The 22,112-nt window shown below is 48.4% G+C and carries 20 protein-coding genes and 2 pseudogenes; 7 read left to right on the forward strand and 15 right to left on the reverse strand.

Translation table 11 applies throughout. The features are described 5' to 3' along the window. Positions 1-12 precede the first annotated feature (12 nt). Genes ACIFO6_RS05575 through ACIFO6_RS05590 form a run of 4 tightly spaced genes read right to left on the reverse strand, consistent with a single transcriptional unit; the run spans position 13 to position 4,294 of the window. Positions 13-2,760, reverse strand: a complete 2,748-nt coding sequence (locus ACIFO6_RS05575) for an NlpC/P60 family protein (protein ID WP_430038871.1) — start codon at positions 2,758-2,760, stop codon at positions 13-15. 52 nt (positions 2,761-2,812) lie between these two features. After that, a complete protein-coding gene (locus ACIFO6_RS05580) occupies positions 2,813-3,190 on the reverse strand; it encodes a DUF4280 domain-containing protein (protein WP_430038873.1) in 378 nt (125 codons plus the stop codon). Next, positions 3,187-3,705 carry a hypothetical protein gene (locus ACIFO6_RS05585; protein ID WP_430038875.1) on the reverse strand — a complete coding sequence of 173 codons (519 nt, stop codon included), beginning with the start codon at positions 3,703-3,705 and terminating at the stop codon, positions 3,187-3,189. Before ACIFO6_RS05585 ends, ACIFO6_RS05580 begins: the two co-directional genes overlap by 4 nt. After that, positions 3,689-4,294 (reverse strand): hypothetical protein, encoded by a 606-nt coding sequence (locus ACIFO6_RS05590; protein ID WP_430038877.1) that lies wholly within the window; start codon positions 4,292-4,294, stop codon positions 3,689-3,691. The genes ACIFO6_RS05585 and ACIFO6_RS05590 overlap by 17 nt, the downstream gene beginning before the upstream one ends. Before the next feature lie 272 nt (positions 4,295-4,566). On the opposite strand from ACIFO6_RS05590, the gene ACIFO6_RS05595 reads away from it, so the two are divergent. Next, positions 4,567-4,818, forward strand: coding sequence for a hypothetical protein (locus tag ACIFO6_RS05595; protein ID WP_430038879.1), 252 nt, complete (start codon positions 4,567-4,569; stop codon positions 4,816-4,818). A 24-nt stretch (positions 4,819-4,842) separates the two neighbouring features. Here ACIFO6_RS05595 and ACIFO6_RS05600 read toward each other — a convergent pair whose 3' ends face one another. Beyond that, a complete protein-coding gene (locus tag ACIFO6_RS05600) occupies positions 4,843-5,799 on the reverse strand; it encodes a nucleoside hydrolase (RefSeq protein WP_283653720.1) in 957 nt (318 codons plus the stop codon). Positions 5,800-6,007: 208 nt separating this feature from the next. Here ACIFO6_RS05600 and ACIFO6_RS05605 point away from each other — a divergent pair, with 208 nt between their 5' ends. Next, positions 6,008-6,184 (forward strand): Spo0E family sporulation regulatory protein-aspartic acid phosphatase, encoded by a 177-nt coding sequence (locus ACIFO6_RS05605; protein WP_430038881.1) that lies wholly within the window; start codon positions 6,008-6,010, stop codon positions 6,182-6,184. A 140-nt stretch (positions 6,185-6,324) separates the two neighbouring features. Here ACIFO6_RS05605 and ACIFO6_RS05610 read toward each other — a convergent pair whose 3' ends face one another. From ACIFO6_RS05610 to ACIFO6_RS05620, 3 genes are read right to left on the reverse strand one after another with little or no spacing between them, the layout of a single operon-like run. After that, complete coding sequence (locus tag ACIFO6_RS05610) at positions 6,325-6,933, reverse strand: pentapeptide repeat-containing protein (RefSeq protein ID WP_430038883.1); 609 nt, start codon at positions 6,931-6,933, stop codon at positions 6,325-6,327. Between the two features lie 36 nt (positions 6,934-6,969). Then, positions 6,970-7,479 (reverse strand): MarR family winged helix-turn-helix transcriptional regulator, encoded by a 510-nt coding sequence (locus ACIFO6_RS05615; RefSeq protein ID WP_430038885.1) that lies wholly within the window; start codon positions 7,477-7,479, stop codon positions 6,970-6,972. After that, complete coding sequence (locus ACIFO6_RS05620) at positions 7,469-9,835, reverse strand: ATP-dependent DNA helicase (RefSeq protein ID WP_430038887.1); 2,367 nt, start codon at positions 9,833-9,835, stop codon at positions 7,469-7,471. Before ACIFO6_RS05620 ends, ACIFO6_RS05615 begins: the two co-directional genes overlap by 11 nt. 172 nt (positions 9,836-10,007) lie before the next feature. On the opposite strand from ACIFO6_RS05620, the gene ACIFO6_RS05625 reads away from it, so the two are divergent. Beyond that, entirely contained in the window at positions 10,008-11,081 is a 1,074-nt protein-coding gene (locus ACIFO6_RS05625; protein ID WP_430038889.1) for a diguanylate cyclase, read from the forward strand. A 134-nt stretch (positions 11,082-11,215) separates the two neighbouring features. Continuing rightward, on the forward strand, positions 11,216-11,398 hold the full coding sequence (locus ACIFO6_RS05630; RefSeq protein WP_137060713.1) for an aspartyl-phosphate phosphatase Spo0E family protein: 183 nt from the start codon (positions 11,216-11,218) through the stop codon (positions 11,396-11,398). 132 nt (positions 11,399-11,530) lie between these two features. On the opposite strand, the gene cidR is transcribed toward ACIFO6_RS05630, so the two are convergent. Beyond that, on the reverse strand, positions 11,531-12,433 hold the full coding sequence (gene cidR / locus ACIFO6_RS05635; RefSeq protein WP_430039060.1) for a cidABC operon transcriptional activator CidR: 903 nt from the start codon (positions 12,431-12,433) through the stop codon (positions 11,531-11,533). 132 nt (positions 12,434-12,565) lie between these two features. On the opposite strand from cidR, the gene ACIFO6_RS05640 reads away from it, so the two are divergent. Together ACIFO6_RS05640 and ACIFO6_RS05645 are read left to right on the forward strand one after the other, a co-directional pair. Beyond that, positions 12,566-12,937, forward strand: a complete 372-nt coding sequence (locus tag ACIFO6_RS05640) for a CidA/LrgA family protein (protein WP_014278636.1) — start codon at positions 12,566-12,568, stop codon at positions 12,935-12,937. Further along, positions 12,934-13,611 (forward strand): CidB/LrgB family autolysis modulator, encoded by a 678-nt coding sequence (locus ACIFO6_RS05645; RefSeq protein WP_283653726.1) that lies wholly within the window; start codon positions 12,934-12,936, stop codon positions 13,609-13,611. The genes ACIFO6_RS05640 and ACIFO6_RS05645 overlap by 4 nt, the downstream gene beginning before the upstream one ends. A gap of 114 nt (positions 13,612-13,725) precedes the next feature. Here the strand turns inward: ACIFO6_RS05645 and ACIFO6_RS05650 are convergent, their stop codons facing one another. After that, positions 13,726-15,447, reverse strand: coding sequence for a glycerol-3-phosphate dehydrogenase/oxidase (locus ACIFO6_RS05650; protein WP_430038892.1), 1,722 nt, complete (start codon positions 15,445-15,447; stop codon positions 13,726-13,728). 216 nt (positions 15,448-15,663) lie between these two features. On the opposite strand from ACIFO6_RS05650, the gene ACIFO6_RS05655 reads away from it, so the two are divergent. Next, positions 15,664-16,299: an NAD(P)-dependent oxidoreductase gene (locus tag ACIFO6_RS05655; RefSeq protein WP_430038894.1), complete on the forward strand. Its 636-nt coding sequence runs from the start codon at positions 15,664-15,666 to the stop codon at positions 16,297-16,299. A 164-nt stretch (positions 16,300-16,463) separates the two neighbouring features. Here the strand turns inward: ACIFO6_RS05655 and ACIFO6_RS05660 are convergent, their stop codons facing one another. The 5 genes and pseudogenes from ACIFO6_RS05660 to ACIFO6_RS05680 form a co-directional block, all read right to left on the reverse strand. After that, positions 16,464-17,639 carry a cation:proton antiporter gene (locus tag ACIFO6_RS05660; RefSeq protein WP_430038896.1) on the reverse strand — a complete coding sequence of 392 codons (1,176 nt, stop codon included), beginning with the start codon at positions 17,637-17,639 and terminating at the stop codon, positions 16,464-16,466. Between the two features lie 269 nt (positions 17,640-17,908). Continuing rightward, positions 17,909-18,156, reverse strand: a pseudogene (locus ACIFO6_RS05665) (GNAT family N-acetyltransferase); the annotation flags it as partial. A gap of 31 nt (positions 18,157-18,187) precedes the next feature. After that, the gene (locus tag ACIFO6_RS05670; protein WP_430038898.1) at positions 18,188-19,552 is read right to left on the reverse strand and encodes an MFS transporter; all 1,365 of its coding nucleotides are present in this window, start codon (positions 19,550-19,552) and stop codon (positions 18,188-18,190) included. A 91-nt stretch (positions 19,553-19,643) separates the two neighbouring features. Beyond that, positions 19,644-20,796 (reverse strand): annotated as a pseudogene (locus ACIFO6_RS05675) (winged helix-turn-helix domain-containing protein). Beyond that, positions 20,777-22,015, reverse strand: coding sequence for a CynX/NimT family MFS transporter (locus tag ACIFO6_RS05680; protein WP_430038900.1), 1,239 nt, complete (start codon positions 22,013-22,015; stop codon positions 20,777-20,779). Before ACIFO6_RS05680 ends, ACIFO6_RS05675 begins: the two are co-directional and overlap by 20 nt. Between the last annotated feature and the right edge of the window lie 97 nt (positions 22,016-22,112).

Here is a 22,112-nt window from a genome sequence, read left to right on the forward strand (position 1 = left end):
ACTTCCTCATCCCTACTTATTTTTAATGGATCCATCGTCTTGGATAATACGCTTAACTGCTATTACGTTTGTATATATACGACCGTAAGACCCCTTCCAATCTTTGCTTAATTTATCTATCGTTACATTATGAGAAGGCTTTTTATCTGAATCCATTTCACTAGGCTTAGTTGCGTTACCATGCTCGTGAATAAATTCCCCATTCCCGATATACATGCCTACATGATTCGGTTGTCTCCCCGTTCTTTTTTTCCAATCAAACAAGATTAAATCACCTAACTTCAAATTTTTATAATCTCCACTGGATCGTAAACTTTTGTAGTCAACCTCTGTTCCCCGATGGATTTGATCTCTTGTAGTCCCCCCTATATGCTCATTTAATATGGTTAAATACACCGAGGAACTAAAATCAGAGCAGTCCATATATTTAGGAGGGTTGTCGGGATCAAGCTTCATCGTTCTAATTTTAGAATCCATACAATAAGGAATCTTTCCTAAAAACTTCTTAGCGAATTCTACAATTGCTTTCCTTTTCTCCTCGGCAGAACTGTTGGATGGTGCAGGCTTCGTTTCTTCTTTCGTTGGCTTTTCAGGAGTAGTCGGCGTCTTCTTGCCCGGTTCCGTTTTCGTTGTTGGAACAGTCGGCGTTGCAGCCTTACTAACCTTAGGCCATGGAAGAATGCCGTTGGCTACTTGATGCAGATACACTGCGAGCACATCACGACCATATCCCTTATTGTCCAGACCGTATTTTTTAGCAAAATCTTGCAGTGCCGCGTTAAGCTCCTTATCCCAATCGCCTGTAGTTGGCAGCTTGTACGAGAAGCTGTCTGGATACTTCTTGGCAAGCTTGTTCAAATTCTCTCTGGCAAGCAGGCTGTTCACGCCATACTTACTCCGCAGGGCGGCGGCTTCCTTGGCAATGGCCTTTTGATCGGCAACGGTCAGCTTATGGGCCGCATCTGCGTATTGTCCGGACAGCTCCTCTAACCGGTTCGCATCGAGATAGGAGCTGGCAGAATGCCCACGAATCAGCTCGTTGATTAGCACATTGTCACGCAGTTGGTTCGCGAGAAGATGCATCTGCTTTTGCTTGGCCTTGTCATTTGCGCCGTGGGCTTCCCACCACTGGGACGTGTATTCATGCATTTTCGCTCTGGCCCAGGCAGGCATACGATCTATTTCTGCCACCTGCTGACGTAATTGTTTGGCCTTGGCTGCCGCTTCCTTAGCACCCTTTTTGTCCCCTGCTGCTATGGCTTTATAGTAGTCCTTTTTAAATTGAAGCAGCAAATCCTGCACCCATTGTGGATATCCCTTTCCCTTCAATTCTTGAATCAGCGATTTATAGGCTTTCAGTTCTGCATCAGGCACCTGATCTTTTATGAGCTTACTGGCCTTGATATGAAGCGATCCATCAGTTCGGATATAGCTGGTCTTGCACGTCAGAGATATTTCGCGAGTAGCGGTCATCTGTACCTTTTTGCCATGCAGCACCAAGTCTGTATCGGCGTGAAAGGTAAGATCGTGATGACTATACACATGAATACCGGAAGCAGGATTTAAGCGTATAAGTATCTTGTCTTTCTGGGTGGAAAGCGCTACTTCTTTATCATCGAATCTCGCCACTTTTTGAGTTTTGGTATGGAACAGCTTTCTTGCCGGCTTGCTGATTTCATCGCCCTTGTAGTCTCTCTTACGGAGAGATTGAACCACGCGAGCTTCCTGCTCTTTGTTGGACGGAAAATACAAATGGACATGATCCCCAAGCTCGGGCATGCAGTGCCAACCGATTCCACCACCGGTATACAGGGTGGGGTAAGAAAACCAGCAACCCCCAGCTTTGGACTGCACAGCATCCACGGACAAATGAAGTTTAACCGACTCTCCTTCACCATCTAAATCAATGACTTTCCCTTCAATGGAGGCACCTTGTATGAGTTGATTATATATAACCTCCCTTGGAATGCCTGCTTCCGGAACGAGAAAGTAGTCATATGTCATAAGACCTTGCTTCATCTCTGCATGAACCTGATCAATAACCCAATGCTTTCGTTGAAACACAACGACATCTCCAAGTTCAAAACGTTTCGTATCCTCCACTTCAGCATATGTATACTGGGGACCTGACTTTGTTTTTTGGAGGGAAAAGTTAATGCCACGCAGTTCACCTTTCACCTGTTCTTTTGAGGTGCCCAACCATAATCTCGGGAACTGTGATGTAATCTCGGCAATCAGCCCAGTTTGCAGATGAGAGGCCATTCTTTTTAGAAACTCCCAATCACTCTCCCCATACTGAATCGAAAAGCCGTCCAGCTTTTTATCGCTGTCCGTCAGGTCAATAAAATCCCCGTGTGGATAAGCATCTATGAGTTCGCGGAACAATTGGTAATACGTCAAGCTGCTGTTTTGAAACGAACGGTTTTTCCGTTGTTGATCCATCAAATATGTAAAAGAGGCAGCCTCTATGTACATGTGATAGACGCCATTTTTGAATCCAATGCTAATATTGGTGACTATTCCTTTAAAAATACTAACCGTCCCTCGATCTTCATCCGTCTCATATACCTCCAGCACATCCTCATCATGTGCTAAACCGTCATACTTAGCATGATCCTCATCCGGTATGAGAGCAGTGATGTACACTTTGCCATGCTCATTCACCTTCTGCGTCAATTCAAAGTCCAGCAGCCGGACAATATCATACGGTGCATTGACCCTAATATTCCCATACGTCAGCACAGTTCCTGCCAGTCCCATCTTACTCCCCCCATTTGTCTTAACATGTGATGTCACTTCTTACAATCAGTAGCTATTCCTGTCCGTCTGTCGTGAATGAAATTTTTCCACACCACATGCATAAGTTTGTGGAGCAGCTCATAAGAGCCGGAGATTGATCTACGTATACATCCTTCTTTCCATTCAACCAAGGCATAGAAACGCTAGGATTGCAGGGCTGCGGAATGATTTTTCCGGAATTACCTTTGTTAGCAGAAGAAACTACAGGATTATGCATACTGCGGCACATTCCGAATGAAGGGATATGAGTCTGTGGGTGAAAATCTTGAATATTCCCCTGTGCTCTATCCCCAATACTAACGCCTCTGTTAGCTGAAACGCTAAATCTTCCTGAATGACTTCCATAGTTACACTGTATCTGTGCTCCATCCACTACATAGCTCTCACTCATTCTTGGACTCTCCTTTGTATAGATGGCCCCTGTGTTTCGACCTTTTGTAATTTCAAGCCTGCCAAGTTGAACTTCAAAATACATTCAGCCACATCAAGATCCACAATGGTATGATGATTGGCATTCTGAATCCTGAATATCTTATGATTCTCCACTGCATATTCATCTAAAATAATTTTCCTCAGTGTACCGTCCCTATGATATTCACTAAGCGGTGATAAACACATCAGGCTAGGTGGATTAGCCAGCCAATACCTCGTTTGCTGCATACGCTGCATATCGGCAAAAACAACCAACTTCCAGCTTAATCCGGCTTGGTATACATCAAATATTTCCTTTAACTGCTCTGAAACTATGGATACCGGATGCTCAATAAAATCGATATAGTCTGCATCACCTGAAACATAAAATTGTAAAATGGAATCCTCCGCGCTGGCTGCCCACTCCAAGAGCTGTCTACGATCTATCTCTTTGGAATGCATATACTCTGTAATACGGTTATCCTGTTGAATCATGTAATATTCCATACGCTACTGAATACACCGCCTCACTGATTCCTTTATACTCCCCTACTCTTACTTCCAAATCATCTTCACACCTCAAAGCCCTGAATTCCGGTAGTTGTATAGCCTGTGGAATAGCATCCTTAGCTAATTTCAAAATATATTGATGAAATCCCCCTGCAGCCTGGAGTACAAATCGCTCGACATCAGGCTGCATAACCTTATTCATATAGGGTTTTCGGAGCTGATTCAATTCATCCTCCATCTCTCCCAGATAGCTAAATGCCCATCCTGCATCATAGGTTCCATAACAAGGCCCCGGATCAAAGAACCAATTTTTATCATAGGCTTCGATGACATAGTTATAGTTTCGATCCATCAGATACGTGCGCCTCATTGAATAGGTAATGTATCCGATCTTTGCTTTTTCCGTATCTAGATGATTGGCTTGCAAGCAAATCCGCTGAAAGGATTGAATGAAGGATTGCATTAACTCTTCTTTTCTTTGTTCATACAAAGACATTACTTGGTGTAATTTCTGATTCAGCACTTCTTCTGCGTAGGTCTTTTGAAAGTGTTCTAGTGCTTCCAGTCTATTCATAATCCCACCTCTGAACCTATTATATAGAATATTTACATGATATTACTGGTTCTATCCTCCTATTTAATTACTCTTTTTTCATATGATGAGATTAAAAATAAATGTATAAAAAACCAAAAAAATCATTAAATAATTTCATAAATGTGTATTCCTATACCCTATACCTCTCAAAAAACCTCCTCACTAGACCTACGAATTGAAGGTTTGCGCAAGCGAATAGGTAAATGGAAGTAGAAAAGCCCGATCTACCATGAAATAATCATGTATAATGCATGCTAGACTCCAGCAAGGCTAAGTTCCGACGGATGCTGGTCAATTTGATAGACAATGCGGTGAAGTTTACAAACGCAGGGGAAATCACTCTCTCTGCTGCCACCCAATTGTATGATCATTCAGGCATTTGCTTAAAGCAGAGGCTGGATTCTACTCATGCATGGCCTAAAAGGGCACAAAAACCCGTGACGGATATCGTCACAGGTTTTCATGTCATGGATGTTTGCTATCAGGAAGTAATGTCACTCTAAACTTACGTATGTGCAGGGCTGAGCCTAATAACGCTTGGGAGCAGCCAGCTTGGCCAAATCCGCCATGTACGTAAAAAAGGCTTCTGGATCTGTATCATATACCAGATTAACAGGGCGGCCTTCCGCCTGTTCCACGGTTCTGCCCTGACTTGGGCCGTCTGCGATGACGCTGCAATGTACCGTCTTTTTCTTCACAATATCCGGACGTCCCACCGAAGCGGTGGTCAGCACATCCCACAGGTAGTAGGTCGAGTTCGTCTCGCTATAGACGAGCGGCGGACAGCCTGCGTAGCAGTTGCCCAGGAAATCCACGCCCTCATAGCGGCGCTCGGCAGCCCAACGATTGCGTACGGCTGGCGTTAATGGCACTTTGCTTGTGCTTTCCAGTGCCACCAGATCAATGGTAATGCCGCTTTGCCATACCCGATATGCTGCTTCCGGATCCCAGAACACATTCCATTCTGCTGTGCCGTCATGCTCAGGCTCCTCTACATTACCTTTTTCAAAGGTACCGCCCATCCATACCAGCTTGTCAATTTTCGCTTCAATATCCGGTGCCTCATCCAGCGCGCGTGCCAGATCGGTCAGCGGTCCAGTGAACAGGAGCAGTGTTTTGCCTTCGGCTCCACGTACCTTTTCGATCAGATGCTGATGAGCCGGCAGAGCTGAAAGCGGCGCTTCCATTTGTCCCGATTCATTCAGCACAGGCAATGCATCTACATAAAAGGAATGTAAACGCCAAGCGGCAGGAAATGGATTTTTACCCCGTGAATTAGATTTAGCGACTTCCACAGGCCCTTTATTTCGCCCAAAACGATCAATAATTTTACGGCTGGCATCCGTCGCAGGCTCCAGGTAACCATCTGCTGGAATAACCGATACTCCAGTCAAATGAACTTGCTCCATCTGAAGCAGCATAAACAGGGATACCAGATCATCCACTCCACCATCATGATTAAAATAAACGTTTGTCTGACTCATCTGTCTCTTCCTTCCTTATATCCCCGCGTAACAGGCATGTTCTCATCGGCAATCATCTTTAATTATGCCTGATCGCTTCGCTAGAGTAAATGTGCTATACTACTTTACATCAACAAAAAAACGACCTATATTTACCATTAATGTATAATTCAAATTTTATGCAATACCTTTTATAATCTAATGAGCAGCAGGGAAGAAGGTGCAGCCTATGGTATCCAATCTGAATGCAGCCGGGGATGGTTTGCTTGCCATCATTGAAGAATTGCGCAGCGAGCTTATTACTAAGGCACAGCATGAAGCCTTTACCGACCCTTCCATTGTAGAGCTAAGTCAACGTCTGGATCAGTATGTAGTCATTGCCCAGCAAAGAAAAAAGAAAAGCTAATGCCTCTTTGGTCCCCATCATACAATCCTCTCCCTCTCGGGTCAGTTCAACATATAAAGCACCCATTTCCCTGTCCGTTCCCGGCCCTGATCCTCAGGTTCTGCCGCTGGAGCAGGGATTTTTTTGTTTACTCCGTGCTTTTACCCTTCCACCTTCGCTCCATAGGATCGGGCCACAGCTACCGCCTGCTCGAGATCGAGCTTGGCTCCGGTGATATCCAAATCTTTAAAATTCACGCCATCCATCTTCGCGCCGCGCAGATCCGTTCCTTTAAGCTGAGCCCGATGCAGCCTAACTCGGGTAAGATCCGCTTCCCGCAAATCTACCTTTTCCAGATTACATTCGGTTAAATCAGCTTCCTTGAATCGTATTTTTCGCAAATCCTGTTTTCTTAAATCTGCATGACGCAAGTTCGTATAGGACCAGTCTCCGCCTGTAATCGTGATACCATCCATATTCGCCCCCGCGAAATCTGACCCTACCAGCTTGCAGTTGTCAAACTGGGCCACAAACAGATTGGCACTGGTAAATAGACAATTCGTAAAGGCAGACTCCTTGAAATGAGAGGCATTCAGGATGGCTCCGGTAAAATCACAGTCCACAAAAGTACAGTCTTCAACAAGAGATTCATTCATCTCCACTCCCCGAAAGCGACAGCGGATAAACTCACAATTTCTCCACTCGCCTTCCCGGGCATCCATCGAACCAAAATCACGCGCTTCATAGACCTCATCTGTATAAAAAAACATGTTCTCCCCCTATTCTTTATCCCTCCAATCAGGAACTCAGCATTTCGGCAAGGACCGTTCAAAACCCCTTTTCATTTTACAGAGCAAGCCCTTCATCATCTCATGATCCTCTGTCGTAAACTCGGCCATACATGCCCGGATCAGCTTCATATAGTAAGGCACGACCGTTACCAGCAGCTCCCGTCCTGCCTCCTTTAGTCCTACCGTGACCATTCGTCCATCGCTCTCGTGAGCCACCCGTTCAATCATTCCATCCCGCTCCAGACCGTCGATTAGCCCCGTCATGGTTCCCCGCGTCACATCTGCCTTTTCTGACAGCTCTGATGGTGTCATCCGGTGGGACGCATGGCAATGCAGCAGGCTAAGGACGATGATTCGGCCCTGAGAGACCCCCAGCTTGGTAAGATCGGTATCTATTTCTCTAAAAATACCGTTAGCCAAGCACGCAAAAGTCACAAAAGTCTCCAGATTGTCCACTTCTACTTCCTCTTGCCCAAAACTACACAGTACCCCGCGTATAGAGTCATTATGAAAATTAAAATTCATGGCCTGTCCATTCCTCCCCTGATCCCGCTTGTTCCGTCACACGATAGCTTCTCCATTCCTCCGGCAGCAAAGAAGCATACGGCTCCTTGGCAAACCGATCATCTATCAGCACCAGCAAGCCTTCGTCATGCTCTGTGCGGATAAGCCTGCCCCCTGCCTGAAGAACCTTGTTCATCCCCGGATACACATACGCATAGTTGAATCCATTCCGCCCCTGTTCCGAAAAATAATCTCGCAGCACATCCCGCTCTGCGCCAATTTGCGGCAACCCGACACCAACCACTACGACTCCGTTCAAACGATCACCCGGCAAATCAACGCCTTCGGCAAACACGCCACCCAGTACAGCAAATCCGAGCAGAGTACGCTCTTGTCCCGGCTGAAAAGCCTCCAGAAAGCGATCCCGCTCCGGTTCGGTCATGCCTGGACTTTGTACCAGCGTATCCGCAGACACACCCCGGGCCATAAATTCCTCATATACCTCTCGCAGATACGGATAAGAAGGGAAAAACACGAGCATATTCCCTTTGCGCTCCTCAGCCAATCCTGCCAGCATATCTGCAATGGCCCCTTTCGAGCGCTCACGATCCCGATAACGGATAGAGAGCGGCAGCAGGCGTACATCCCATTGCTCCTGATGAAACGGGGAAGGAACCTGCAACGTGTAATCTTCTTCCCTCGCTCCCAGCATGTCCCGGTAATACGCAAGCGGCGTCAACGTCGCAGAAAAATAAATCGCCGAGCGATAGCCCTTCACAGCCTGTCCCAGCAAATGCGAAGGGTCCAGGCAGAACAGCTTGACCCGCACTTCACTGCGTCCCGCCTCGATATAGGTAACGTAGCGTTCATCGTACAAAGCTGCAATCCGCAGCATATTTTGAGCGGCAAAATACGTATCCAACAGCAATGTATAGGCCGCTCCTGAGCTGCTCGTACTACCGGCGCCAGTTAACAGCTCACGTTCGGCTGCCTCTACAAAAGGTGCCAGCAGCTCCAGCACCTCATGCGGCGTCTCCGTATTCACTGCTTTTCCCGTATCCGCGTACAGCTTGCGCAACGCAATCATATGCGCGTTCACTGCACTAGCCGCCCCGGCAATCTCCGGGCTTAGCAGCTTGAATTCTTTTTTCAATTCCAAAAAAGACGATTTCAACATTTCCGCCGAAAACATATCCCGGCCGCGTTCCACCAGATTATGCGCCTCATCCACCAGCACAACACCTTTTCGCTTGTGCTCCTCCAGCAGTCTTTTTAAGGAAATACGCGGATCAAAAACATAATTATAGTCACTGATTATACCATCCGAGGCATATGCCACGTCCAGCGAAAATTCAAACGGACATACCCTGTGCTTGCGCGCATAATACTCGATCACCGCTCGGGTCATCAACGTCTCGTTCGCCAAAATATCGGACACCGCACCGTTGATCCGGTCGTAATATCCCTCGCACATGCTGCATGCTCCGGCATCGCAATCATTTTCATCCTTGAAGCAGATTTTATCCTTCGCCGTCAAGGTTACTACATGCATATACAGCCCTTGGGCCTGCATCTTGGCATACGCTTCTTCTGCTGCTGCGCGGGTCGTGGTACGGGCCGTCACATAATATACCCGGCTCACCAGCCCTTCACCGATGGCCTTGATTGCAGGAAATAGGGTAGATACCGTTTTTCCGATGCCCGTAGGCGCTTTGGCAAACAGATTGACCCCTTCTGCAATCGTCTTGTACACCGAACCCGCCAGAGGGCGCTGGCCTGAACGATACGTAGCAAAGGGAAAGGCCAGTGTTGCAATACTGGCATCCCGTTTCTCCGCATGCGCTCTTAACAGGAAAGCATACGGCGCATAACCCTCGACCATCCTCAGCGCAAAGGTCTCCAGCTCGGCAAAGGATAACACTCGTCTGAACCGCCGAATTTCTCCGCTGTGTGCCTGTACATAAGTAAGCTGGGCCTGCATGGAATTGCGCTGCTCTTCGCGGGCAATCATATAGGCGTACAGAAACGCTTGCGCCCAATGCACAGGTTGACCATCCCCCGGAATATCTTCGAGAGGAATGGAAATCGACTTGATTTCATCAACCGTCCATATGCCATCCAGCTCAATCAGTCCATCACAGCGGCCCTCCACGATAAATAAAGCACCCTCATATGGAATTTCTGTGCGCAAATGTACCTCTTTGCGGTCATGCTCCTTATAGCTTTTTTGGATAAGCTGATGCACGCGTGTTCCTTCCAGCATGCTGCTGTTCGAGTGGAAACCCCCGTGAATGCTGCCGCTCCGATGCATATATTCCACAAGGGGTCGCACCGATATGTTAATTGGTTCCTTCATACGATCACCCGTTCCGGTCATAGTCCTTTCACTGTATCACGTAGATAGACGAAACGTAAGAGGCAAAAGGATTGTTTGTTATCTAACTGGTATTCACTCGTGACCTCTTTTTTCCGAAATATAGAAATAGGGCTTTTAGCTTTCACATCTGAACGACACTACAACTCAAATTACAATCATAAGGGATAGGGATATGTTAAAAGAACTAATCAATAATTTTGCGTTATTAACGAGTTTCTTATTCTTTGGTAATTTACTTTCCCGAAAATACGAACGTTACCTAGAAAAAAATGTATTCCTTTACCGGGTAATGAACGGTTTAATGCTAGGCCTGTTTGGCATTCTATTAATGATGACTGGTTTAATCAGCGGAAATTTTGTAGTCGATCTGCGCCAATTGGCTATTATCATATCCGTTTATATGGGAGGACCGATATCCGGTCTGTTGGCCACCCTGATCATAAGCCTGTACCGTATTTACCTCAATGGTGGTTGGACCGATATTTCTCTGACTGCTACTGCCAATAGCATCCTGACACTGGCTGTTTCCCTTGCCTTTATTCGAGAAAAAAAATTAAAATTCGGAAAATGGATGTTGGCTGTGCTTGGAGCTGTTGTCGTGTCGCTGTTAGCTACTTTCTATCTAATTGAGCATCCCAATCCTGAAATTACAATACTGTTCGCAACCATTACGATGCTTGGAGGTCTATTCACTTATTTTATGGTGTCACATATCAAAAAAACAGAACGGGCCATTCATCTACTCGAAGAGGCTGCGAATCGGGACCATTTAACCGGATTATACAGTCCGCGTGCTTTTGATGCGCTATTTGAAGAGGTCTTTCATACTTCCAAGGCTACAAAGCAACCTTTTGGGTTCGTGATGCTGGATATTGACCACTTTAAATGTATTAATGATACGCATGGTCATTTGAATGGAGACACCGTACTGCACCAATTAGGGATTTTACTAAACCGGGAGTCAGGTCTGAGAGCGTATGCATCCCGTAAAGGCGGAGAAGAATTTGCTATTCTGATTGAAGATTGCGACAGCCAGAAGGCAGCGAGCTTTGCCGAAAAGATTCGAAAGGCTGTGGAAAACGGCCCCTTTCAACTAAATGATGGAACCATCGTTCCTCTGACGGTATCTATCGGAGCAGGAAGCTTTCCTACCATTGCAGCGGATAAATTATTGGAGAAGGTGGACAACGCTCTATATGAAGCCAAACGCTCAGGACGCAATCGGGTAGAAATAGCAAAACGATAATTATAAGTCGCTAAATGTCTGGAAAGCTGGATTATTGTTAATAAAAAGTGGTAAAATGGAAATAAGATTTGTATTAGAAAATCTTCTGCCGTTAGAGGAGACATGCCTTACAATCGACATGGGGGGTGGGCTTTTTGGACCTCGAACAATTGGAAAAACTCATGGAAAAAGAACGCTGCGAACTAAATCGTATGGCAACCTTACATGGATTAAAGGATGAACGTGTATTGGTCAAATCCTCTCGGCTTGACCGAATTATGGACAAGTATCTCCACACCAAGCGAGCGATAAATGGTGACAATCAGGCACATCCATAAAAGAAAGCTACACCGCTGCCCTTTACGGGCAGCTTTTTTTGTACATAGCCTCGTGTTCCGCTGACTTACCTGTACGTGTTAACTTTCCGGTAGGACACCCCCATCTTACTATTTCTTCCCTTACTTCCTCGCTTACTGCTTTCTTCGGTACTCCGTCCGCAGTAGTTCCTGCGTAAACGTAATCCATTCCCTCGCGGCAAAGGACAGATACCGATCCTTTCGCCATATCATCCCTAGATGCCAGGGAATGACGGGATCAACGAGTGGAATAACACGCAATCGTTCAGAATCAAGTTCACGGCAAATCGCTTCGGGCAGCAACGCTATCCCCAAGTTCGCAGCAACCATTTCGCTGATCAGGTCCCACTGCGAGCTTTCATAGACGACATGCGGCTGGAAGCCAGCCCGGACACACTCTGCAATAATACGGTCATGCAGTGTAAAATCCTCGCGGAACAGCACAAATGATTCCTCCGCCAGCGCTGCCAGCGGTACCTCTGTACGCTCTGCCAGTACATGCGTAGGGTGAACCAGCAAGTTCAGTTTTTCCTCCACGAACAGAAACGTCTCGAATATATCCCCGCTCGCTGGCAGCACAATGACACCGATATCCAGTGCGCCCGCGCCTACGTCCTGTTCTACTTTTTTTGCCCCATCCTCAAATAGCTGAATGGTCACATCGGGATATGCCTTGTGAAATTCCCCAATGACACGCGGAAAAAAACTCGATCCGACCATGGGGGGCAGACCGATACGGATGTGCCCTTTTTTCAGGTTCATCAAATCATTCAGCTCGGAGGACAAGCTCTGGAAGGACTTCACAATCGCTTGCGCCTGAAGCTCAATCACCTTGCCCGCGTCCGTCAGCTCGATTCTTTTGCCGATCCGGTCAAACAAAGCGACACCCAATTCATCCTCCAGGCTTTTAATCGTCTTGCTGATCGTCGGCTGTGTAATAAACATGCTCTGGGCCGCCTTCGTAAAGCTGCGCAAGCGCGCGACCTCCAAAAAATACTGTAAATGTCGGATATCCATCCCATCACCCTCTTCCATAGACAAACGGAATACATCGTATTCTTTCTATGCATTTTACTCATGAAAACTTGTGATGTAAAATTTCATTACAGTTTGAAAAATAACGGAACTCATAGATAGGAGCCAATATATATGAAAAGCTTCATACGCGGTGTCCTCCAGATCGCCGTCCTGATGGCCTTTTCGCTCATCCTGAACGCGGTGGTCTCCTGGCTCCACCTGCCTGTACCCGGTAGCATTATCGGCATGCTGATTCTCTTTATTCTGCTACAAACGGGCGTGATCCGCCTAAGCTGGATTGAGATCGGCGCAAACTGGCTGCTGGCCGAGCTGCTATTATTCTTTATTCCCTCCGCTGTCGGCGTTATGAATTATTGGCCGATGCTGGAGCACGATGGTATGAGCATTATGCTGGTCGTACTGCTTGGTACCTTTCTTGTGATGGCCTGCACAGGCATGATCGCCAGTCTGCTCGGCAAACGAAAGGAGCACAAATCATCATGATCGGTCTTCTATGTATTGTATTGACGCTTGCTATTTACTGGATGGCCAAACGCATGTACCGCACGCTCCCCAAGGTGTATATGTCTCCACTACTCATTACACCGATCATTATTATTTTAATTTTGACGCTTTCGGGTATAAATTACCGTTCCTATAATTCGGGTGCCCATTTGCTCTCCATGCTGCTCCAACCAGCCACGATTGCATTCGCCGTCCCTTTGTACCGATATTTCCCTGTGCTGAAAAAACATGCGACCCAAATCGTGCTTAGCGTGCTGTCCGGTTCAGTCGTAGCCGTAGTATCCTCCATGGTACTCGCCAAATGGATGCATCTGGATTCCTCGCTGATGAGCAGCCTGATTCCTCGCTCCATTACGACACCGATTGCCATGAATGTTTCACAAACGATTGGCGGTAATCCGACAGTCACGGCTGTGTTCGTTATTTTAACCGGATTGAGCGGTCTCATTATCGGTCCGATGATCGTGAAGCTGTTCCATATCGAAAATGAAGTTTCGCGCGGTGTACTGCTCGGTACCGGTGCTCATGGTACAGGTACCTCCAAAGCGTTCGAGTTCAGTTCGCTGACGGGCACGATTTCCAGCATCTCTATGGTGCTCGCCGCCCTCTTTACCTTGGCGGCTGCGCCGTTCCTGTTCCACTTGATGCTGTAAGCTCAGTAAAGCGCAAGATATTGAATGGACACTGCCTCTGATATACAAAACGAAGAAGCTCCGCTCCACTAGCTGTAGCGGGACGAAGCTTCTTCGTCTATTCGGAAGTAAGAGTTACTTATCTCCCGTACCATCAGATCGCTTTAACAGCCCGGGTTTCTTCTCAGCCTCAACAGGCGTCACGGCTTCGTGCAAATAAGTATCCAGCTCTGCCGCATATTGTCGCTCTTGCGCGGCGCTCCAGCCTGCATGCTCAGACATCAGCGCAATGACGGGCTGCTTCCAACGCTTCACTCCGTCAATCTCAAAAAACAACGCTCCGGTGCGGCGTATGAAAAAATCAGACGGTGTCACCGTCATTTCCTGCTCCATGGCATACAGGAGCGGGACACACACTTCCACAGGCAGCGCCGCTTCCGTCTCGCTGGCCTCCTTCATGCTGCGTGCCGCTATGGCAAACAGCCGCTCCGCATTGGAGCCGTATCGAGTGGCCCATGCTCTGGCGATTTCTGGCGGCAATCCGAGCGCAGCACCTGCTGCCGCTTGCCCGCTCACGAAGGCATCCCAACCGGCAGAGCCGCCTACGTTACCGCCCGAGACCGGGATGTGCCTGGTGCGGCATGCCCGGAAGGTCTGCCCATGCAAGCGCCCCAGCTCCCGTACCGCACGGTCTACAACCAGCTCGGACATTTTCCGGTAGCCTGTCAGCTTGCCACCCGCAATCGTGATCAGGCCGGAGCGGGATTCCCAAATTTCATCCTTGCGAGAAATTTCCGAAGGGCTTTTGCCATCCTCATAAATGAGCGGCCGTACACCTGCCCAGCTCGATTCCACATCCTTGACGGTCAGCTTCACCTCAGGAAACATGCCGTTGATCGCTTGAAGTACATAGGTCCGGTCTTCGGCGGTCATTCGGGGATGGGCTGTATCCCCTTCATATACCGTGTCGGTTGTACCCGCATACGTTTTCCCATCACGGGGAATGGCGAATACCATCCGTCCATCCTGTGTATCAAAATAAACGGCCTGTCTGAGCGGGAATCGCTTGGCATCGAACACCAGATGGACACCTTTGGTCAAGCGAAGTACCTTGCCTTCTTTGGACCGATCCAACTCCCGCAGCGTATCCACCCACGGTCCGGCGGCGTTAATAACCAGCGAAGCACGGATTTCATGAGACTGCCCCGTTACCCGATCCATTACGCTCGCGCCGCTGATTCGTCTGTCATCATACAGCAGCTTGTTAGCCTTGGCGTAGTTTACAGCTATAGCCCCTCGCGCAACAGCCTCCTTCATGACCTCAATCGTCAAGCGGGCATCGTCCGTACGATACTCCACATAGCTGCCGCTCCCCTTGAGTCCTTCCCGCTTCAACAAAGGCTCCCGCTCCAACGTAGCCCGAATATCCAGCATTCGGCGGCGTTCACTATGCTTAACCCCGGCGAGAAAATCATATACCAGCAGTCCGACAGAAGTGGTAAATGCGTTAAACGTACCTCCCTTGTGAAACGGAAGAAGCATACGCTCCGGCGTGGTCACATGCGGGCCATTTTCGAATACAATTGCCCGCTCCTTCCCGACCTCAGCTACCATTTTAACCTCAAACTGCTTCAAATATCGAAGGCCGCCATGCACCAGCTTCGTGGATCGGCTGGACGTACCTGCCGCAAAATCCTGCATCTCGACCAGCGTTGTCTTCAAGCCACGGTCAGCGGCATCCAGCGCAATCCCTGCACCTGTTATCCCGCCACCAATAATTAAAATATCAAAATGCTCTCCCTCCATACGCTCCAAAACAGCCGTTCTCTTCTGCGCAGCAAATCGCTGTTCTCCCATCCTCTATCCCTCCATCAACTCTTTCAAATTTTATATTATCATCTGTTCAGCGAACGTGAAGCGGCTTCATTTTAGGCATATGCCCAATACAAGGGCTTGACTTTCATTCTTACATGTAACTATAATAGTTACATATACAAGTTTGTGAATGGACAGGATGAACTTACGATCAAACTAATGAATCATCTAGATCATATGTATAGGAGGCTATTTAATATGAAAATTGCAGTTATTGGTGCAGGCGGTAAAGCAGGAGGCAACATTGTTAAAGAGGCATTGGACAGAGGGCATGAAGTAACAGCGATCGTTCGAGATCCTGCCAAAGTAACAGACAGCCGTGCAACCGTGGTACAAAAAGACATTTTTGACCTGAAAACAGACGACCTGAAAGACTTTGACGTTGTCGTTAACGCTTTTGCCGCTCCATTCGGTCAAGAGCATCTGCATGTAGATGCAGGGAACGTTCTGATTGAAGCACTGCGTAATGTGTCCAGTACTCGCCTGATTGTTGTGGGCGGCGCAGGCAGCCTGTTCACAGATGAGTCCCAAACCTTGTTGGTAAAAGACACACCTGATTTCCCGGATTTTGTATACCCAACGGCTAATAATCAAGGAAAGAACCTGGAAATTTTGCATGAAACCAGCGATCTGAACTGGACTTTCATTAGTCCTTCGGCTGAATTTGCTCTTGGCAAACGCACAGGCTCTTATCAAATTGGCAAAGATGTGCTGCAAGTTAATTCCAAAGGCGCAAGCTATGTCAGCTATGAAGATTATGCGGTAGCTGTAATTGACGAAATCGAGAAACCACAGCATCTGAACCAACGCTTCACCGTGGTATCGGAGTCCTAATCCCTGCACCTAATCCGAACATATTTGTATAAAAAAGACCCTTCGGTCATTTCCCATATGTCACGGAACATTCGGTTTTGCCACAAACCGGACTTTCCATGCATACTGTGGGATATGAACCCGAAGGGTCTTTTAGGTATGACTTAATGATTCTCTCAATATTATCAGGCCTCGGCTTCCTTCTTCTGCTCATGGCCGGGAGATTTCTTATCGCTAAAGCACAGCTTGAGAATCGGAGGTGAAGCCAAAGTTGTCAAAATGACAGCAATGATGACGGATGTAAAATATTGCTGTGCCAGCAGACCCGTTTGCAGCCCAGTAGCTGCGATAATGAGCGCGACTTCGCCGCGAGATATCATACCGGAGCCAATCGCGAGCGAAGAACGGTTATTAAAGCCGGTCAGACGCGCCCCGATCCCGCCACCGATCAACTTCGTCACCATTGCAACCAGCGTCAATGCAACGACAAAGCCGATCTGCTGCCCTACTCCCTCGAAGGAAACATTTAATCCAATGCTGACAAAAAACACAGGGACAAAGATGGAATAAGCAATAGGCTCCACTTTTTCTTCCACGACATGCTTAAAGCTCGTTTGCGAAATGGCAATCCCGGCAGCGAAGGCTCCGATAATGCCAGCCATACCCAATATATCTGCAAAATACGCAAACCCGAAGCAAACGATCAAAGCAGCGGTAATGGTGGCCTCTGTCACCTTGAGCGGAGAAAGTATTTTCATAATCCAGGGAACCACAAACCAACCTCCGAATATAGCGACGACAAAGAAAAGAAGCTTTTTGCCGACAAGAAGCCCCAGAGAGGTTCCCCCTCCTACCCCAAATATACTCATCAGCACTGCCAGCAGCACCACAACAAGCACATCATCCAGCACCGCTGCGCCCAAAATCGTCGAGCCTTCCCGGGTGTTAAGCTTGTTCATATCCTTTAGCACCTGTACCGTAATGCTGACGGAAGTAGCGCTCAGGATAACTCCAAGAAACCATCCTTCATGCACCGAAAATCCAAAGGCTTCTCCGACTGCAAAACCGCAAAGCAGCGGCAAAATAATTCCCCCGACTGCTACGGCTACCGCAGGCTTCCAGTTACGGCGAAGCTGATCCAGGTCCGTCTCCAGCCCGGCAATGAACATCAGCAGCAGCACTCCGATTTCAGACATATCATGAATAAGTGTATTGTCCTGAACCCATCCCAATACCGCCGGACCCAGTACAATACCAGCAATCAGCTTCCCCAGCACCGAAGGCTGACCGAGCCTTACCGACAGATCACCAGCCACTTTAGTAAACAGCAGAATCAGCAAAAGATACAATATAAATTGCATAGCTCATATACCTCCCTTAATCAAATTTCAGACATCTAATATTGATAAAATGCTAAAACTTTGCGCAAAATATGTGTCTGACGTTCCCTGAACACAACAAAAAAGGAACCCGTAAATACAGATCCCCTTAAAAAAGACAAAGAGGAGCCTTGGTGACAGGCTCCTCCAGTAATCATTTTCATTTTATGTTGTTGTTCAGTAACCTACGTTAGTTCACACATATATGTCTTTATTATACCTTTTCATTAAACCCCTGTAAATGCTTTGAATCAGTTTTTTGCTTTTTCTACATAGAGGACACACGGTTCTCAGAGGACAGCATACTCATCGGAATCGAGTCATGGTATTGATGATTATAAAATAAAGCATCCCGTTGCACGCCTTCACGTTGAAAGCCTATTTTTCGCTCGATTCGATGCAGATTACAGATACCAAATCCATAATCAAGCATAAGCACAAGCGCTTCGGTTCCGTAGCCTTTTCCCATATTCCCCTGTTCATTAATGGCAATGCGGATATATTCCGTCACGAAATTCGGAAGCCAGCTCCTACTGTGCAGGGTCGGCATTTTTCACAGCAGAATTGTTGAAATCAGCAGGTGACTCGCACCAAATGACGGATTGAAGCATGAGTCCGACTAAACCCAAAGCCCCAATCGTCACTCCAATCCAGACAAAGGTAGTGCCTGGTCCGACCATACGAATCATGACACCCCCAATAAGCGGTGAGACGATCATGATCGCTCCGGTCACGGTACTTTGGATACCGAAGACGCGCCCCACCATATCTGCTGGAGTTCCGGCTTGCAATATGTAATTCTGGGTGATGATATACAGGCCGTTTCCCACGCCCAGCATGGCCCCAATCATAAGCAGCACGGGTAATCCTGTCCCCGGTTGCGCCCAGCCTAAAGCAGCAATAGCTCCACCAACCAGTACATAACCTCCACCGAGCCCCCAGCCTGCGCTTATGCGATTCAAGCGATTAAGCACAAGCATACAAGCGACGGCACCAGCGCCTATGGCTGAAACCAGCCAGCCGAGTAGAGATTCGTTACCCGGAGCGAGCATACGCAACAGCGTCGGGAACTGATAGTCAATCATAAGGATGGCGATCATGCCGAAAAGTCCGAACACAAGCGTATGCAAAAGCATTCGGCTGCGCCATAGGAACGCCCAGCCCTCGCGCCATTGGCTGAAAAAACGGGATGCGCCGACGCGTTCCTTCCGATGCTCGGCTTCATCAGCCTCAGCCTCGCTTGGCGAATCCGGCTTTCCTTGCAGCACAGCAGTAGTCGCATGCTGCTCTATGCTGTCGAGGGCGGGGCCGATTCCGCGTAGCGGCCACAACACCAGGCCGGAGCATAGGCGCAGCAGCGCATTGAGGATAATGCAGGCTTGGGGCGACAGCACAGCCAAGGTCATGGCGCCCAATAATGGCCCCGCCACTTTGGAAGCCTGATTGACCAGCCCATTCAGCGAGGTCGCCTGGAACAGGTCGCCGCTGGCGACTACAGTGCGGGTCAAGCCTTGCTGTGAGGGCATTTGGAATACGCCAGCCGCCGCGCGCAAACCCAGCAGAGGCAACAGCCACGCCGGGCCCGGAACAGCGAGAATCGCCAGCGTCAGCAAGGCAATAGCTGCATCGCAGCCCATCATCAGCCGGGCCTTATGCACCCGGTCGGCTAACGTGCCCGCGATAGAGCCTAGCAGCAGACCCGGTAGCGCCATCACTACCGGAATCAGCGCAATTAGCATGGGATCGGCTTCCCAGCGGTAAGCGACGAGCACCTGAATAGCGATGGCATCAAACCAATCGCCAAAGGAAGCAGCCATGTGCGCCGCAAACATCCGCCGAAAACGGCCGTTGCGCCAAATGCTAGGCGTGGATTCTGATTCTTTCTTTTCCTTCATTTCTATTCACCCTGCTCTCATTTTCTGCATTAGTAGCAATAAGAACATTCTAGCGGGCCTATATCAGAGGAAAGTCAGACAGCGAAAAACATCAGATCGCAGAAAGGGTTCGCTCCAACCAAAGCCCCAGCGTCGCACCATGTAACGTTAAGCCATTGTCCCGATCAAGCCGTTCATATTGAGCCGTATATTTCTTTTCCAATGAAGGAAAGCCACCATAACGCTTCAAAAAACCGCAGATTTGACAGACCGCCTTGATTTTAAGCAGCTCCTGTTTAGCCATATCAAGCGTATCCAGCCCCTCATCCAGTAGCCGCTCGGCCTCGTTCGCTCCCCCGGTAAGCAATAGCATGAATCCCTGCATCATCCGATAACGCCCCAGCTCCCGCAAATACGGAGCCTCAGATAGCATCCCTTCCAATCGAACGGATAGTACCCTAGCCTCCTCCATACGGTTGGCGGTCAAATGCATGTACATCTCCATCAGCGCAACAGGCATCACGAATTTGTCCAGCTCATCCCGCTCCATCACTGCAAAAGTCAGCGGAAGTCTCTCCAGTGCGCGTTCAGGTTGTCCATTCTCCACATAAGCCTCCAGGATGTTGAGAATACGCAATTCCCGCTCCTGCTCGGCGGATAGTAATCCACTGGAAAGCGCCCGCTCACATAGAGCAAGCTTCTGATCCGTTACCCCTGCTGTACCTATATATAGCAGTAACATCCAGTACAGTCGATCTTTAGGAGAAAAGTCCTCCCGTTCCAAAAACCACAATATATCGGCCTGCACAAACCGGGTATACATCTGATAAAAAAGGAGACAGTTCGAACCCCATCTGCTCCTGCTGAGCAGCCAGCGCCACGATGGAATTCCCCTGTCCCAGCAATTGGTATTTCCGTAACAGTCCGTGGACAGCGTCTTGTACCTCCTGATCGCGCAGGGACGGATGATTCTGTCGTTGCACGCCAGTAAGGGTCAAGCTGTAGCCATACCCCCGGACCGTATGAATACGAAGAGCATTCCATGGCTTGAGCTTTTTACGCAATCTGTAGATATGATCATCCACCGTGCGCTCCACCGGATATTCCAGCGGCCACACACGATCCAGCAGTTGTTCCCGGGTGAACACCTGATTCCGGTTATCGTATAGAAAGCGCAGTAGCGCAAACTCTTTAGCCAACAACATAACACGATCTGCACTACAGATTACACTATAACCGTCTGTATCAAATTGCAGCCTGATCATCCACCTCGCCTCCGACATATCGTTTCTTGGCTGCACCCAGCCCTGTAAACATGAGCAAAACGCTCAGACACAAGAGTAGAAGCAGCGGAATGGTCCAGCCTTGTGTTGCATCATGTAAATAACCGAACAGCGTCGGCCCTGTCGCTGCTAGCAAATAACCAAAGGATTGCGCCATACCAGACAGCTCTGCTGCCTGCTGCGGTGTCCGCGTTCGCAAATTAAAGAACATCATCACCAACGGGAAAGCAAAACCACCAGCTATACCGATACAAATCACCCAAATCACACTCCACTGTGTAGCCCCAAGCAGAAATCCACCCAGACCGATAAAATACAGCGCAGCCATAATCAGAACCAATACCCGCTGATCCTTTACCCGAGCTGCCCAAATAGGCACAATAAAAGTAAATGGCATTTGCGAAAACTGCAGCACGGACAGCATCCATCCCGCAGTCTCTGAATCCATTCCCTGTCCAACCATCATTTGGGGAAACCAGGCGGCAGGAACATAGAACAGAGCAGATTGCAGCCCCATAAACAGTGTCACCTTCCAAGCCAAAGACGATGTATACACATTCACGGTTCGGGCAGACACTGCCGCTTTATTGGCCGTTTTGCGCGCCTTAAGAAGCTGGGGCACCCAGAGTAAAATACCTACGACACCCACAATCCCCCATATTCCCAAAGCACCGCGCCAGCCCAGACCTCCGTTCAGAGCCAGCGGTATACTCAGACCGGATGCTGTTGCAGCGACTACATTCATGGATACTGAATATACGCCGGTCATCAGTCCGCTGTTGCGAGGAAACTCCTCTTTGATCAAACTGGGCAGCAAAACATTACACACGGCAATAGCCAATCCCAGCATGGCTGTCCCAGCAAATAATGCGGTCACCCCCAGCGTTGAGCGCACCACAATACCTGCGGTCAACAGCAGCAAGGCTGCAAAAATAATAAGAGGCGACCCGAAGCGGCGCGACAGTTTGGCTACAAAAGGCGACAACAGGGCAAAAGCCAGCAGCGGCAATGTCGTTAATAGGCCACTCAGTGTATTCGAAATATGCAAAGAATCCTTAATCAAACCGATAAGAGGTCCTACCGAGGTAATCGAGGCGCGCAGATTGGCACCTACCAGAATGATCCCTGCGGCAAGCACCCAAGGACCGGCATGCCACAAGGATTTGTATACCAAAGCTCGTTGGTGTTGCTGTGAACTCATCTCTCCATTCTCCAATCTATCTGTGTTATGCTCAAAGGCTCCAACCGAGTGTACGGCTGGAGCCTGAGCAATTTTGATCTCATTAAATTATAGTGGC

This window comes from Paenibacillus sp. NRS-1781, from assembly GCF_050467745.1.
Classification (GTDB): Bacteria; Bacillota; Bacilli; order Paenibacillales; family Paenibacillaceae; genus Paenibacillus; species Paenibacillus terrae_A.